This is a genomic window from Burkholderia sp. AU33545 (assembly GCF_020419685.1).
Lineage (GTDB): Bacteria > Pseudomonadota > Gammaproteobacteria > Burkholderiales > Burkholderiaceae > Burkholderia > Burkholderia diffusa.
In genome coordinates this window covers 554145-568930 of record NZ_JAIZRQ010000006.1, presented here as the reverse complement: position 1 = coordinate 568930, position 14786 = coordinate 554145, and the positions used below count along the sequence as shown (strand labels likewise).

Annotated in this window: 16 protein-coding genes; 8 read left to right on the top strand and 8 right to left on the bottom strand. The window is 64.1% G+C overall.

The window, feature by feature from the left end; all coding sequences use genetic code 11:
• Nucleotides 1-575 precede the first annotated feature (575 nt).
• The 4 genes from LGM71_RS22835 to LGM71_RS22820 all read left to right on the top strand — a co-directional run bounded on the left by LGM71_RS22835 (nucleotide 576) and on the right by LGM71_RS22820 (nucleotide 4376).
• A complete protein-coding gene (locus LGM71_RS22835) occupies nucleotides 576-1793 on the top strand; it encodes a DUF2863 family protein (protein WP_059533163.1) in 1218 nt (405 codons plus the stop codon).
• Nucleotides 1794-2002: 209 nt separating this feature from the next.
• Nucleotides 2003-2839, top strand: coding sequence for a response regulator transcription factor (locus LGM71_RS22830; protein ID WP_059600450.1), 837 nt, complete (start codon nucleotides 2003-2005; stop codon nucleotides 2837-2839).
• 75 nt (nucleotides 2840-2914) lie between these two features.
• Nucleotides 2915-3589, top strand: a complete 675-nt coding sequence (locus tag LGM71_RS22825) for an energy-coupling factor ABC transporter permease (RefSeq protein ID WP_059600449.1) — start codon at nucleotides 2915-2917, stop codon at nucleotides 3587-3589.
• A gap of 136 nt (nucleotides 3590-3725) precedes the next feature.
• Nucleotides 3726-4376, top strand: coding sequence for a BspC domain-containing protein (locus LGM71_RS22820; RefSeq protein WP_124626897.1), 651 nt, complete (start codon nucleotides 3726-3728; stop codon nucleotides 4374-4376).
• Between the two features lie 82 nt (nucleotides 4377-4458).
• On the opposite strand, the gene LGM71_RS22815 is transcribed toward LGM71_RS22820, so the two are convergent.
• A complete protein-coding gene (locus LGM71_RS22815; protein WP_226116463.1) occupies nucleotides 4459-5613 on the bottom strand; it encodes a M14-type cytosolic carboxypeptidase in 1155 nt (384 codons plus the stop codon).
• Nucleotides 5614-5701: 88 nt separating this feature from the next.
• Complete coding sequence (gene yaaA / locus LGM71_RS22810; RefSeq protein ID WP_059600446.1) at nucleotides 5702-6484, bottom strand: peroxide stress protein YaaA; 783 nt, start codon at nucleotides 6482-6484, stop codon at nucleotides 5702-5704.
• A 57-nt stretch (nucleotides 6485-6541) separates the two neighbouring features.
• On the opposite strand from yaaA, the gene LGM71_RS22805 reads away from it, so the two are divergent.
• Complete coding sequence (locus LGM71_RS22805) at nucleotides 6542-7039, top strand: putative toxin-antitoxin system toxin component, PIN family (RefSeq protein WP_174911834.1); 498 nt, start codon at nucleotides 6542-6544, stop codon at nucleotides 7037-7039.
• A gap of 33 nt (nucleotides 7040-7072) precedes the next feature.
• Entirely contained in the window at nucleotides 7073-8245 is a 1173-nt protein-coding gene (locus LGM71_RS22800; RefSeq protein WP_226116461.1) for a pyridoxal phosphate-dependent aminotransferase, read from the top strand.
• Between the two features lie 49 nt (nucleotides 8246-8294).
• Here LGM71_RS22800 and LGM71_RS22795 read toward each other — a convergent pair whose 3' ends face one another.
• Nucleotides 8295-8951, bottom strand: a complete 657-nt coding sequence (locus LGM71_RS22795; protein ID WP_174911840.1) for a glutathione S-transferase — start codon at nucleotides 8949-8951, stop codon at nucleotides 8295-8297.
• Nucleotides 8952-9162: 211 nt separating this feature from the next.
• Between LGM71_RS22795 and LGM71_RS22790 the strand changes: the two genes are divergently transcribed.
• The gene (locus LGM71_RS22790; protein ID WP_124626890.1) at nucleotides 9163-9954 is read left to right on the top strand and encodes an oxepin-CoA hydrolase, alternative type; all 792 of its coding nucleotides are present in this window, start codon (nucleotides 9163-9165) and stop codon (nucleotides 9952-9954) included.
• Nucleotides 9955-10127: 173 nt separating this feature from the next.
• Entirely contained in the window at nucleotides 10128-10820 is a 693-nt protein-coding gene (locus tag LGM71_RS22785) for a glutathione binding-like protein (RefSeq protein WP_059600441.1), read from the top strand.
• Between the two features lie 51 nt (nucleotides 10821-10871).
• On the opposite strand, the gene LGM71_RS22780 is transcribed toward LGM71_RS22785, so the two are convergent.
• The 5 genes from LGM71_RS22780 to LGM71_RS22760 are packed head-to-tail and all read right to left on the bottom strand — an operon-like array spanning nucleotide 10872 to nucleotide 14667.
• On the bottom strand, nucleotides 10872-11348 hold the full coding sequence (locus LGM71_RS22780) for a MaoC family dehydratase (protein ID WP_226116459.1): 477 nt from the start codon (nucleotides 11346-11348) through the stop codon (nucleotides 10872-10874).
• Complete coding sequence (locus LGM71_RS22775; protein WP_226116458.1) at nucleotides 11345-11806, bottom strand: MaoC family dehydratase; 462 nt, start codon at nucleotides 11804-11806, stop codon at nucleotides 11345-11347. The genes LGM71_RS22780 and LGM71_RS22775 overlap by 4 nt, the downstream gene beginning before the upstream one ends.
• Before the next feature lie 34 nt (nucleotides 11807-11840).
• Complete coding sequence (locus LGM71_RS22770; protein ID WP_226116457.1) at nucleotides 11841-12974, bottom strand: acyl-CoA dehydrogenase family protein; 1134 nt, start codon at nucleotides 12972-12974, stop codon at nucleotides 11841-11843.
• A gap of 19 nt (nucleotides 12975-12993) precedes the next feature.
• Nucleotides 12994-14190 carry an acyl-CoA dehydrogenase family protein gene (locus tag LGM71_RS22765; RefSeq protein WP_124626884.1) on the bottom strand — a complete coding sequence of 399 codons (1197 nt, stop codon included), beginning with the start codon at nucleotides 14188-14190 and terminating at the stop codon, nucleotides 12994-12996.
• Between the two features lie 54 nt (nucleotides 14191-14244).
• Nucleotides 14245-14667 (bottom strand): DUF1178 family protein, encoded by a 423-nt coding sequence (locus tag LGM71_RS22760; RefSeq protein WP_059600436.1) that lies wholly within the window; start codon nucleotides 14665-14667, stop codon nucleotides 14245-14247.
• Nucleotides 14668-14786: the final 119 nt, after the last annotated feature.

Here is a 14786-nt window from a genome sequence, read left to right as displayed (position 1 = left end):
AACTCTTCAGTTTAAACCTGTTACTGTTTTCGGTTCTTTCGAACCGGTCGCTCACTCAAAGCTGACAGGAATATGAATTGCTTCATAAACCTGACTTACTTTAGTGTGAGACTCTTGATACTTTCGCTATCTGATCCGAAGATCAGCTCGCTTCCATCAAGCGCCCACACTTATCGGCTGTTAATTTTTAAAGAGCATTTCTGCGAGAAACCTGAAGTTTCCCAGCAGCGCCGCGTTTTCAGCAGCAGAGAAGCGAGATTATGAACCGTCTTTTTCAGTCAGTCAACAACTTTTTGAACTGCTTCGTTGCGACGACTGGGTTCAACTTCATGTGCACCGGGGCTCTACAACCGACCCTCCATCGCACCGCTTCCCTTCTTCCCCCGCGCTGCGTTTCCGTTAGCGCGAAAGAGGCGTGATTCTAAGCAGCTCCCGGCAATCGCGCAAGGGTTTGATGGATTTTTCTTCATCCCCGCCGATTCGGCCTTCCGGCCATGCCGGAGCACGAGACCGCTTATGGTGCAAAGAACGGACTAGAATGTGAGGTTCTTCGCCCCTTTCTATACGTATTTAATATGCGCCAGCGAATCGCCAAACGCCTCCCCCCCGACGCCGACAAACTGGTCGGCCTGTCGCTTGCGCTCTTCGCCTCGGGCAGCCGCATCGAGGATCGCTTCTGGGAAGCGAAGCTCGATGCGCTACTCGCCAAGATCGTTCGCAACGGCAACCAGACCACGCTCGACGCGGCACTCGACCATCTGCAGCAGAACCACCCTGACGCCTATGGCGCGCTCGCCGACATGGCCGAGACGCATAGTGAATCGATGGTGATCGAGCACGACGGCCAGCCGTACGATGCGCTGCTGGTCGCCGTTCCCGTTCTTGCCTGGACGCGCTATATGATTCCATCTGGCCCGCTGAAAGGCGATGTCGCCGACGCATTGCGCACGCACCTTCAGGCGCACGTGCTCGCTACCGGCACGCTGGTCGGGCTGGCCCCGTTCCTCTACAGCATCGACCAATTGCCGCGCCACCACGTCGAGACCTACCGGCTCGCCCAGCAACTCGCGCACGCGGCGCTCGGCCAGCATGCAGCCAAGCTCAGCTTCGGCGACCTGCCCGAAACCTCGCCGATCCTGGCTGACCCGCGCTTCCTCCTCGCCGTCGTCGCCGCTCCAGCCGGCGCACCGCTGTTCCGCTGGCAGGAAGAAGAGCACGGCAATCGGATCGAACGCGGTCAGTGTCTCGAGCAATGGACCGCGCAGGGTGGTCCGAACCTGTCGATTGCCCTCCCCGGCTGTGAGTTCGAATGCCTGCTCCCGGACGCATACTATTCGGCCTGCCGTGATGCGGACGAGCGCATCCGTCCGCACACGGTCCGAACGGCTATACGTTATCTTTTCGACACACTTGGTACGGCACCGCAAGAGCTGCGCGCCGTGGTCGCGGGCTTCGGCGAGCGCCGGATCGACGAGTATCGCGTCGGCTTCACGCGACGCGCCAGCAACGACGTGATCTATGGCGTCGTGTGGCCGCTCTACGGCCGCGAAAACGGCGACGTGTCGATCGACAGCGCGACGCTCGAAGGCGAAGCACCGATCGAAGGGCCGCTTGAGGAGATCGTAAGTCTGCTGAAGGAATGCGGCGTGACCGACGTCCGCCGGCACGCGGGCCGCTTCGAGCCTGAATACTGCGACGACTGCGGCGTGCCGCTCTATGCGGATCCGCTCGGCGAGATCGTCCACGCCGAAATGCCAGAAGACGCGTCGCCCGCCCAACCGCACTTTCACTGATCGTGCATCGCAGGCCCCCAGCGCCTGCCCGACGAAGCCGCTCCCGGTTCCAGCCGGAGCGGCTTTTTTCTCGTCCGCATTTCCCTCACTCGAAATTTCAGACTTCTCCTAAGCCTTTCAGCCAAGCAGACTTCGTGTAAGGTTTTTGTCATTATCGGATCCAACGCATGCCAACGGCAGCTCAATGACTCACCTTACGGAGGTTGAATATGCGGTTCCTGGTGCTGAACTCAGACGCCGAACGGCGTGACGGACTGAAGGCCCTGCTGCGGCAGATCGACCGTCACGCCAGTATCAACGATGCGCCCGATGGCTTCCAGGCGCGCCGGCTGCTGCGCACCCAGCGCTTCGACCTCGTTGCCATCGACTGGCTGGACGTCGGCCGCCTCTGCGAACTCCAGGCGCTCTGCAGCGCCTGTTCGCCGACACCCGCCGCAGTACTGATCGACGAATCCACGCCGGAAGCCATCCAGCGCTTCTACAACTATGGCGTCGCGGGTGTGATCCCGCACTCCACGCGGCCGCACCTGATCGTGCGGGCACTCGAAATGGTTCTGCTGGGCGGCCATTACATCCCGCCCATCGCACTCAGCCTGCTGCCCTCCACTGCCGCAGTACGCCACGACGCCCATTTCCAGACGCTCGCCGGATCGCTGCCACGCCGCCCGCCAAGCGGCCTCCTCTCGCCGAGACAGGCGCAGATCATGCGCTTCGTCCATATGGGCAGCACCAACAAGATGATCGCTCGCACGCTCGGCATCAGCGAAGGTACCGTGAAGATCCACCTCGCAAGCATCTTCCAGCAGCTGGGCGCGGCAAACCGCGCCGCCGCAGTCGCGATCTACAACGGGTGGCTGTCGCCGCATCTCGAGGTATTGCTGGCGAACCGTGATCGTGCAAGCAAGCCCGTCATCGGCGAACGCGGCCCGGTTCCGCTGCGCAAGCAACGGAACGACCGTCCATACCCGCTGCCCGCCGCGAACACCGACACCCGGGACCTGCCGCTCGCGGCCGAACCGCCAGCGCGGTTTCGGCGCGAGCGCTGAGCGAACAGTATCGATATTGCGACGGTCGACATGTGCGGATTCCCACCTTTGATGCTCAACGAGTAATATGGACGCATGGGTTTTCTTTTCACACCGCTTCCGCTCTGGGTTGGCATCGGTGGCTGGATCGCCGCCGTGGCGCTGCTCGCGCTCGCGCTCTGGAATCGTCCCTTCGTCCGTCTCCAGGACGCAACGCTCCAGCACGTGTGGCTCGCGCTCGTCACCGCGATCACGGTGCTCTGGGCCTCGAATGCGTGGCTCGAAGACGGCATCGTCATGCACCTGCTCGGCGCGACGCTGCTCGTCACGCTGTTCGACTGGACGCTTGCGCTGATCGCGATGGGCGCCGTCACTGCCGTCGCCGCTATCGTCTTCGATGCGCCGTGGCAAGGCGTCGGCGTCACCTATCTGATCTACGGCGCGCTACCGGTCGCCGTGTCCGCATTGCTGCAACGCGCCGCGATTGCGCGGCTCCCGCACAATCTCGCGTCGTTCATCACCTGCCAGGGGTTCCTGTCACCGGCCATCGCGATCGTCACCGTCGCCGCGGCTGCGGCCGGTGTCAGGCTCGTTCTCGCGGACGGCGTGCCCGTCGTCATTCCCGCAGGCTATCTGCTGAACACCGCGCTGCTCGCGCTCGGCGAAGCGTGGTTCACCGGCATGGCCACCGCACTCATCGCCGTCTATCGTCCGGCGTGGGTCACGACGTTCGACGTTCGGCGCTATCGCCTCGGCGGCCCGCGCGCCTGAACACGCCGGTCCCGGTGCGATCGGTGCGCCTAACGATCCGCTTCCGCAGCGCGGGAGAGCGCGACATCTACTGCCGCACGACTTTTTTACGCTAAGATTGAACTCCTGTTCTTCATCGGGCATCTATACGTGCCCGATGTCTCATTCGCTCCTCACCAATAACCAGATGGACAGCTCACCTGCCTCGCTCCGGATCTTCCGGGCGTTCGGCAAGCTGGCAGCCTGTGTCGCGGGCCTGTCGCTTGCGCTTCCGGCACCGGTATTCGCCGACCTCCTCGATCAGCGCTCCGAACTGATCAACAAATTCGTCAATGAGATGCATGCGGATCCGATCGTCGCCGATTGTGCGGCGCACGGCAGCTTCATCGCCAGCACATCGACGGCCTTCGACCGCGTCGACTTCGCGCCGAACGCGTTCGAAAATGGCAACGCGACGATCACGCCGTGGAATGATTCGTTCGATCAGGGCAAGCAGCGCGTGAAGGTCGACAACATCGTCACCGTGGACGGCCTCGGCGTCCACAGCGACGGCAGCGATCCGACACCGCTGAAATTCCGCTGCGGCTATGTCGGACAACAAATGCTGGCGTTCAGCTGGAACGATCCGGTGCCACCACTGAAGCCGCGTGTCGAGCGCCCGTCGTCGTCGACGAAGAAGTTCAAGGGCAAGTCGCACCGCGGCAAGGCCAAGACATCCGGCCGCACCTCCAAGAAGGCCGTCGCAACGCAAAAATCAAGCGGCCAGAAGAAAGCCGTGAAGAAGAAAACCGCGAAGAAGAAGTCCTGATCCGAAGGAGCGGCAACGACAGAAGCAAAAAAGCCGGCGCATCGTGCGATGCGCCGGCTTTTTCATATCGACGAAGGTACGCTTACGCGAACGTCTCGACGTGCACCAGGATTGCCGCCAGCATCGCCGCGCCGAGCGCGGCGCTCCGCTCGCCGTTCCAGCCGACCCGCTCGTCCGGAAGATTCGCATTGTCCTTGAACGGCATCTCGAGCGTCAGAGACAGGCAGCCGAACTGATGGCCGATGTACTTCGACGCGAGCTTGAGCGCGTCTTCCCTGTACTTGCTCGCCGCATAACCGTGCTCGGTCTGGAAATCCGGGCTCGCGACCTTGAACGCATCGATGAATGCGGTCTGCTCCTTGCCCTGCTGCTCCGTGAAGCTCGGCAGCATTTCCGAACCCGCGACGAACACGTACGGCAGATCCTCGTCACCGTGAATGTCGAAGAACATGTCGCAGCCGATCGAATGGATCGCATCGCGCACAGCCAGCACTTCGGGGCTGCGCTCGGTATCGGGCGCCATCCACTCGCGGTTCAGGTTCGCACCCGCCGCGTTGGTGCGCAGGTTGCCGTGCACGCTGCCGTCCGGATTCATGTTCGGGACGATATAAAACGTCGCGCGGTCGTATAGCTTGCGCGCCACCGGATCGCCCGCCCAGTCGCCCCACCCGGCCAGTCGCTTGACGAGCCCTTCGACGAACCACTCGGCCATCGTCTCGCCCGGGTGCTGGCGCGCGATGATCCATACCTTCTTCTTCGGTGCGCCGTCGACCTCCGGCGTACCGAGCGTCAGCAGCGACATCGGACGGCCTTCGACCGTTCGGCCGAGCTCGACGACGCTCGCCTGCGGCAATTGCTGGACCGCGCCAAGGAACGCTGCATGACGCTCCTCCGAGTACGGCTCGAAATACGCGTAGTAGATGCTGTCGAACTCGGGCGTATGGTCGATGGTCATCGTCTTGCCGTCGAACGTCGTCGGCACGCGGAACCAGTCGACCCGGTCGTAGCTCGCGACCGCACTGTAGTTACGCCATCCCGACGGATACGCGCATTCGGCCGCATTCTCGAAAGACATCACGCACCGCGTACCGCGTGCGCCCGTCAAGCGGAAGTAGAACCATTGCGCGAATTCCGAGCGGTTGTCGCCGCGTACGCGCAGCCGGATCGCGTCGGGGCTGTCGCACGACACGACGTCGATGGCGCCCGCGTCGAAATTGCTGGTGATCGAAAGGGTCATCTATCTCTCCAGTGTCGACCGGAACCGGCAGTTTGCCGCGGGTCCGGCCTCATGCATGCGCCGGCCGTCTCGTGAACGGCCAGCTTGGTCATTCGCCGATTCGCCGGCGATATACGTAAGTCGAATCATTCGACGCAGCGGCATCGAACGCGTAGTCTTCCACCGCGAAATCCTTCAGCGCCGCCGGTTCGGCGATGCGGTTCTCGACGATGTAGCGCGCCATCAAGCCACGGGCGCGCTTCGCATGGAAGCTGATGATCTTGTAGCGGCCGCCCTTCCAGTCCTCGAACACCGGCGTGACGATCGGCGCAGCCAGCAGTTTCGGCTTGACCGACTTGAAGTACTCGGTCGACGCGCAGTTGATCAGCACGCGCGCCGCGCCGCTGCGCGTCTCGAGCTGCTCGTTCAGCGCCCGCGTGATCCGGTCGCCCCAGAATGCATACAGATCCTTGCCGCGCGCGTTCGCGAATCGGGTACCCATCTCGAGCCGGTACGGCTGCAGCAGGTCGAGCGGACGCAGCAGCCCGTAAAGGCCCGACAGCACGCGCACGTGCTGCTGTGCGTAGTCGAGATCGGTGGCCGTCAGCGATTTGGCATCGAACCCTTCGTACACGTCGCCGTTGAACGCGAGCACAGCCTGCTTCGCGTTGGCCGTCGTGAAGGTCGGCGACCAGTCCGCATAGCGCTGGAAGTTCAGCCGCGCGAGCGGATCGGAGATGTCCATCAGCGTCGAGATGTCCTGCGGCGACAACTTGCGCAGGCCGTCGATCAGTTCCGACGCATCGTCGACGAATGCAGGCTTCGTGTAAGACGGGACGTGGGCGGGCGTATCGTAGTCGAGGGATTTGGCTGGGGAGAGAACGATTATCATAGAGGCTCGCTGGCACGCCGTGCCTTGCGGTCAGACGAAAACCACCGATTGTAACGAATGACCCGCTCCCTCGCCCCGCATGCCGCACATCGCGTCGTGCTCGACTCGAACGTCTGGATCGACATACTCGTATTCGACGACCCTGCCACACGCCCGATCCGGGCTGCGCTCGAACGCGGCACGCTGGCCGCCGTAATCGACGGCCGCTGCCTGAACGAGCTCGAGCTCGTGCTCGATTATCCGCAGTTTCAGGCACGCGCGATCGACAAGGCCGAGGCGCTCGCGACCGTCGCGCGCCTGACGAGCCTCGTCGAGCCACCGCCCGTCGACGCCGGCGCGCCCCCCCTGCCAAAGTGCAAGGACCGCGACGACCAGAAATTCCTCGAGCTTGCGCGCGCCGCGCAGGCGGACTGGCTCGTATCGAAGGACCGTGCGCTGCTCAAGCTCGCGAAGCGCACCGCGCGCGACTTCGGCTTCCGGATCGCACAGCCCGCGCCGTTTACCGAAGCCTGCGCGCTCGATGCCGCGTTGGCCACCACTACCACGCCGGCCTGAAGGGCCCGGCACCACCCGCTTGCGACCGTATCGATGAACGCTCCTTCCGACATGCCCACGACTCCCGTTTTCCCCTCGCGCCTGCCGAACGTCGGCACGACGATCTTCACGGTCATGAGCGCGCTCGCCGCCGAGAAAGGCGCCGTGAACCTCGGCCAGGGCTTCCCGGATTTCGACTGCGACCCGCGCATCGTCGACGCGGTCGCAACCGCGATGCGCAACGGTCACAACCAGTATCCGCCGATGGCCGGCGTCGCGCCGTTGCGCGACGCGATCGCCGGCAAGATCGCGCAGGTCTACGGCCGGCTCTACGATCCCGCCACCGAGATCACGGTCACGGCCGGCGCGACGCAGGCCCTGCTGACGGCGATCCTGTGCGCTGTCCATCCGGGTGACGAGGTGATCGTCGTCGAACCGACCTACGACAGCTATCTGCCGTCGATCGAGCTCGCCGGCGGCAAGCCCGTGTTCGTCACGCTGGAAGCGCCCGACTATGCGATTCCGTTCGATCGCCTGGCCGCCGCCATCACGCCGAAAACGCGAATGATCATGATCAACACGCCGCACAATCCGACCGGCACCGTGTGGCGCGAGGCCGACATGCGCAAACTCGAGGAGATCGTGCGCGGCACCAACGTGCTGATCCTGTCGGATGAAGTGTACGAACACATGGTCTACGACGGCGCGCGCCATGAAAGCGTCGCGCGCTACCCGGAACTGGCCGCGCGCAGCTTCATCGTGTCGAGCTTCGGGAAGACCTACCATGTGACGGGTTGGAAGGTTGGCTACGTCGCGGCGCCTGCCGCGCTGACCGCGGAGTTCCGCAAGGTCCATCAGTTCAACGTGTTCACGGTGAATACACCGATGCAGGTCGGGCTCGCCGACTACCTGCGCGATCCGGCACCGTACCTGACACTGCCCGACTTCTACCAGAAGAAGCGCGACTTCTTCCGCGCCGGCCTCGAGCGCACGCGCTTCAAGCTGCTGCCATGCCCCGGCACGTACTTCCAGTGCGTCGACTATTCGGCGATCAGCGACCTGCCCGAAGCGGAATTCTCGAAGTGGCTCACGTCGGAGATCGGCGTGGCGGCGATTCCGGTGTCGGCGTTCTATCACGAACCGCGCGAATCGGGCGTCGTGCGCTTCTGCTTCGCGAAACAGGAAAGCACGCTGTCATCCGCACTCGAACGGCTCGCACGCCTGTAAGTCCTGCATGGGCGGCCGGGCGCGGTACGACACCGCGCCCACGCCGCGCTTACGAACGCGCAGCGCTCGTCGCCTCGACGTAGGCCTTGCGATCAGCCGCCACGCGCTGCGCGGCCGGCCGCTCGCCGACCAGCTTCGCGTGCGCCTTCCAGTCAATGCCGGCATCAAGCAGGAAATCGCGACCGAAGATGGCCTTCGTCGCCATGCCGATCACCGGCAGATGAATCGTCGCGGCAATGTCCGCAAGACTGAACGTGTCGCCGAGCACGTAGGGCGAGAACTGCGTCATCCGCTTGAACGCATTGATCGAGCGCGGCAGGCGCTTCTCGACGTGCGCCTTCGTCCCGTCGCTGACCTTGCCGCCGAAAAACGCTTCCGTATAGACCTCGCGCGTGGTCCATTCGAGATACAGCTCGAGCGTCTCGACGAGTTCACGCACCTTCGCGGCCGCGAACGGTCCGGCCGGGAAAATGGCCTTGTCGGGATAACGCGCCGCCAGATATTCGATGATCACCTGCGATTCGAACAGCGCGCCCTCTTCCGTCTTCAAGAACGGAATCTTGCCGAGCGGCGAATCGGCGAGCAGTGCCGGATCGCTGATCGGCAGGCTGCATGCCATTTCCTCGAACGGGATGTCATGTTCGAGCAGGACGAACTTCACCTTGTTGTAATAGTTGGACAACGGAATACCGCACAGCTGTAGCATCGGAGTCTCCTTCGTTGCTGAAGCGCGGCCGCGGCGATGCCGGCGGCATCGGGATGCGTCGCGCTGAAAAGCACGTTCGTGCTAGTCTAAAGCAGTTTCGCGTCTGTCACGACAACAACGCATCCGCTGCGGCAGCACCCTCACGGGTATGCGCATGCGCCCGCGTAGCATGCGGTGCCGCAGCCTCGCCATCCGATGGAGATACACTCGCATGAGTGCTGAACTGCTGGCCTCGCGTCCGCCCGAGAGCGAATCGACGCTCGTCCTCACGCTGTCCAATCCCGGCGCACGCAACGCGCTGCATCCCGACATGTATGCGGCCGGCGTCGAGGCGCTCGCCACCGCCGAGCGCGACCCCGCCATTCGCGCGGTCGTGCTCACGGGTGCCGATCGCTTCTTTTGCGCGGGCGGCAACCTGAACCGGCTGCTCGATAACCGCTCGAAGGATCCGTCCTATCAGGCCGACAGCATCGATCAACTCGCCGCGTGGATCACGGCGATCCGCGCAGCGACCAAGCCCGTGATCGCGGCAGTCGAAGGTGCGGCGGCCGGCGCGGGCTTTTCGCTCGCGCTCGCGTGCGACCTGGTCGTTGCCGCGCACGACGCGAAGTTCGTGATGTCGTACGCGCGTGTCGGCCTCACGCCCGACGGCGGCGGCTCGTGGTTCCTCTCGCGCGCACTGCCGCGTGCGCTCGCCGCCGAAATCCTGTTCGAGGGCAAGCCCGTCGCGGCCGACCGACTGCATGCGCTCGGCGTCGTCAATCGGCTCGCCGTGCCCGGTGCCGCGCTGTCCGACGCGCTCGCGTGGGCCGACTCGCTTGCCGGCATCTCGCCGAACGCGCTCACGCGCATCAAGTCGCTGCTCGACGATGCGACCGCACAGCCGCTCGATGCGCATCTGGACACCGAGCGCGATCACTTCGTCGCATCGTTGCATCATGCGGACGCATTCGAAGGGATTACCGCATTCCTCGAGAAACGCCAACCGCGCTACAAGCGCTGATACGCAAGCCATCGCCGTTCCAGCGGCGTTTTGGTCGTCACAACGACATGCACGCGCAGGCGCGCGGCCGCACGTTTCCGTCGCCTGCAGTCCGCATCGATCCATGCTCTAATGACCGCCTGTCGCGGCGCCCCGCCGGCGCCGTTTTCGCGCATGCAATAAAGGAGTTGACGATGATCGACGTCTACAGCTGGGCGACCCCGAACGGCCACAAGGTACACATCATGCTCGAGGAAACGGGCCTCGCGTATCGTGCGCATCCGGTCGATATCGGTGCGGGCGACCAGTTCAAGCCCGAATTCCTGAAGATCAGCCCGAACAACAAGATCCCCGCGATCGTCGACTCGGACGGCCCCGGCGGCAAGCCGATCTCGCTGTTCGAATCGGGCGCGATCCTCGTGTACCTGGCGGAAAAGACCGGCAAGTTCCTGCCGACCGAGCCGGCCGAGCGCTACGCGACGCTCGAATGGCTGATGTTTCAGATGGGCGGCGTCGGCCCGATGCTCGGGCAGGCGCATCACTTCCGGCTGTATGCGCCGGAGAAGATCGAGTACGCGGTCAATCGCTACACGAACGAAGCGAAGCGCCTGTACAACGTGATGGAAAAGCGTCTCGGCGAATCCGAATTTCTCGCCGGCGACACGTACACGATCGCGGACATTGCGACGTTCCCGTGGACGCGCTCGTGGCAGAATCAGGGCATCGCGCTCGACGAACTGCCAAACGTGAAGCGCTGGCACGAAACGATTGCCGCGCGTCCGGCCGTGCAGCGCGGCGTCGAAGTACTTGCATCGCTGCGCAAGCCGCTGCAGGACGACAAGGCGCGCGAAATGCTGTTCGGTGCGACGCAATACGCAAAGCACTGACGAACCACGCAACAAGAGACGCGGCGGCATCCATCGACGCCGCCGCGCGCATCAGAAATAGTGCAGCGTAATGAATTCCGCCGCGCAAACGAGCAACGGCACGTCCGGACGGTCGACCTGCATCGACACAGACCACGTCACCTGCACGCCGCCCTGAGCGGCCTCTGCGGCTTCCTTCACCGCGAACAGCGCGCGCACGCGTGCGCCGACCGGCACCGGCTTCAGGAATCGCACGCGGTTCAGTCCGTAGTTCACGCCCATCTTCTGCTCGAAGCGCATCGCATCGGTCATCAGCGCGGGAATCAGCGACAGCGTCAGGAATCCGTGCGCGATCGGGCCGCCGAACGGCGACTCGCGCCGCGCCCGCTCGGGATCGACGTGAATCCACTGATGATCGCCGGTGGCGTCGGCAAAACCATCGACGCGACGATGGTCGATCTCGACCCAGCCGCTCGCCAGCGGCTCCGCGCCGACCCGCTCGTGCAGCGCTTGCGCCGACGCGATAAGCGGCACTGTCACGTCCGTCATGCGCCTACTCCTTGCGGATGACGCAGTCCGAAGATCACCTTGGTATGCACGGTGATCACCGTGTCGCCGGCACCGTTGACGCCGATCCACTCCGTCGACACGATGCCGCGATCGGGCTTGCTCGCCGACACGCGCTTGTCGTGGACCTTCTGGTACATCGTGATCGTGTCGCCGACACGCACGGGCTTGAGCCAGCGGATAGAGTCGATGCCGGGCGAGCCCATGCTGGTCGAATCCGGCCCCAGCTTCTTGATGAGCAGGCTCATGAACACCGAACACGTATGCCAGCCGCTCGCAACCAGTCCACCGAACGGCGATGCCTTGCCGGCCGCTTCGTCGAGGTGGAACGGTTGCGGATCGTAGCGTAGCGCGAACGCCTTGATGTCGTCCGATTCGAACGTATAGCGGCCGATTTCGGTCGTACTGCCGACTTCCAGATCTTCGTAACTGATACCCACTGTCTATCTCCTCTGGCGCGCTCACGCGCCGCCGTCATGCCGCGTCGGTTTGCGCGAAATCCGGCAGGGCCGCAATGCGCGCAAGATGATGATCGGTGTCGCCGAGTGTCGTCTCGATGATCGACAGCCGCTTGAACAGGTGTGCGGCGGCTACCTCATTGGTCACGCCCATGCCGCCGTGCAGTTGCACCGCCTGCTGCCCGACGAAGCGTGCGGCCGCGCCGACCCGCGCCTTCGCGGCCGACACCGCCTTGCGACGGGCATCGGCATCGCCGCCCGCGTAACGCACCGCAGCCAGGTAAGTCAGCGAGCGCGCCTGCTCTGCATGAATCAGCATGTCGACCATCCGGTGCTGCAGTGCCTGAAAACGTGCAATCGGTACGCCGAACTGTTCGCGCGTCTTCGTGTATTCGACCGTCGCGCGGTTCAGCTCGTCGAGTGCGCCGACGGCTTCCGCGCAAAGCAGGAAGGTCGCGTAATCGGCAATCTGCTCGAGTGCGGCCGCATCGCGTGCGCCGCCCGTCAGCTGCCGCGCAGGCGTGTCACGCAGTTCGATCGTCGCAGCGCGCTGGCCGTCGATCGTCCGGTAGTCGACGAGTTTCGCCCCCGCGGCATCGCGCTCGACGACGAACAGGCCGATGCCGCCGCCGTCTACCCGAGCGGGTACGATCCACGCATGCGCCTGGGCGCCGTGCTGAACGACCGACTTGGTTCCGGTCAGTCGGTACGTGCCGCCCTGCTCACGCGCGTGTGTATCGAGCGCGTACAGGTCGTAGCGCGCCCGCGGTTCGTGGAATGCAACGGCCAGGCGCTTCTGCCCTTGTGCGACCGCTTCCAGCAGCGCGGCATCGTCACCCGTGCCGGACCCGGCGACACGCAGCGCCTCGATGCCGACCGCCGTCGCCCAGTACGGCTCGACCACGAGTGCACGGCCGAGCTCCTGCATCGCGACCAGCATGTCGACCGGGCCGCCGCCGAAACCGCCCTGTGCATCCGGCACGGGCAGCGCGGTCAGGCCCAGCTCCGCGAATGCGCTCCATTGCACGTCCGACACGCCGGCATCGCTTCGCACGATGGCCTGGCGTGCGTCGAAACCGTATTGCTCGCCGAGATAACGACGCAGCGCGTCGGCAAACTGTTGCTGCTCATCGGTAAAGCTGAAATCCATGGTTGTCTCCGTTCCCTGATCACAGCCCCAGGATCATCTGCGCGATGATGTTCTTCTGAATCTCGTTCGAACCACCGTAGATCGACGTCTTCCGGTAATTGAAGTAGTAGGCCGCGAGCGGCGCGGCATCATCGTCGCCCGCGCTGCTGTGTTCACGTTCGCCCTCGAGGAACGGAACGTCGAACGGCGCGGCGAGCGGCCCGATCGCCTCGAACATCAGCTCGGTAAGCGCCTGCTGCACCTCGGTGCCCTTGATCTTCAACATTGATGCCTCGGGGCCCGGCCCCTTGCCGCTCGTCTCGCGGCTCACGACACGCAGCACCGTCACCTCCAGCGCCATCAGCTCAACTTCGAGCGCGGCAACCTTCGCGGCAAACACGGGATCGGCGAGCAACGGCTTGCCGTTCTTGCGCTGGTTCGACGCCACGCGTTTCAGGAATGCGAGCTCGCGCTTCGACGCGCCGACGCGTGCGATGCCGGTGCGCTCGTGGCCCAACAGGTATTTCGCGTAAGTCCAGCCGCGGTTTTCATCGCCGACGAGATTCTCGACGGGCACCTTCACGTCCTCGAAGAACACCTCGTTGACTTCGTGATCCTCGTCGAGCGTGATGATCGGGCGCACCGTGATGCCAGGCGTCTTCATGTCGATCAGCAGGAACGAGATGCCCTCCTGTTTCTTCGCCGCCGGATCGGTGCGCACGAGACAGAACATCATGTCCGCGTACTGACCCAGCGTCGTCCAGGTCTTCTGGCCGTTGACGACGTAGTGGTCGCCATGACGTTCGGCACGCGTGCGCAGCGATGCGAGATCCGACCCGGAGCCCGGCTCCGAATAGCCCTGGCACCACCAGTCGGTACCGTCGAGAATGCGCGGCAGATAGTGGCGCTTCTGCGCTTCGCTGCCGTATTTCATCAGCACCGGCGCGACCATCGATACGCCGAACGGCAGCACGGTCGGCGCGCCGATGCGTGCGCACTCCTCATCCCAGATGTGGCGCTGCGTCGCGTTCCATTCCGGACCGCCATATTCGGCCGGCCACGCGGGCGCGGACCAGCCGCGCTGGCCGAGAATCCGGTGCCAGCTCGCGAAATCCTCGCGGTCCAGTCGTTTGTGATCGAGTACCTTGGCGCGCAGTGCATGAGGCAGGTTGGCCTCGAGCCAGACGCGGACGTCGACGCGGAACGCGTCGTCGGCGGGGGAGTAATCCAGATCCATGCGCAGTGTCTCCTGGCCGCGGCCGTCCGGCCCGGCAAGGACACACTGCGTACGTCATTGCAGCGGTTCTTTCAGCGCGGCAGGAATCGGTAGCGGCATCACGTCGATGCCTTCTTCGACCAAGGATTGCGCATCCTCCGGCGTCGTGACGCCACGAATGCTGCGCGCCGGCGCCTCGTTGTAATGAATGCGCCGCGCTTCCTCGGCGAAGCGCTCGCCCACGTTCTCGGTCTTCTCCAGCACCTCGCGCAGTGCGCGCATCACCTGCGCCTGCAACGCACGCGGATCGGTCGGCTGCGCCTGCGTCGCACCCGACAGGTTCAGGCGCGGCGCCGACGGCATCCGGTTGATCTCGGTCGTCCCGCACACCGGACATTCGACCAGCTTGCGGGACAACTGCGCTTCGAACTCATCGGCGGAAGCGAACCAGCCTTCGAACCGATGACCGTGCGGGCACTGTAAATCGAGGACCTTCATGCTGAATCAGGGCGTGTGGCGAGTGTAGCGCAAAACGCGCTTTTGTGAACGATCGTGCTAAACGAGGATCGCACGGCCGGACAGCGGCCGCATCACACAATTGTAACGCGGCGCCCCAC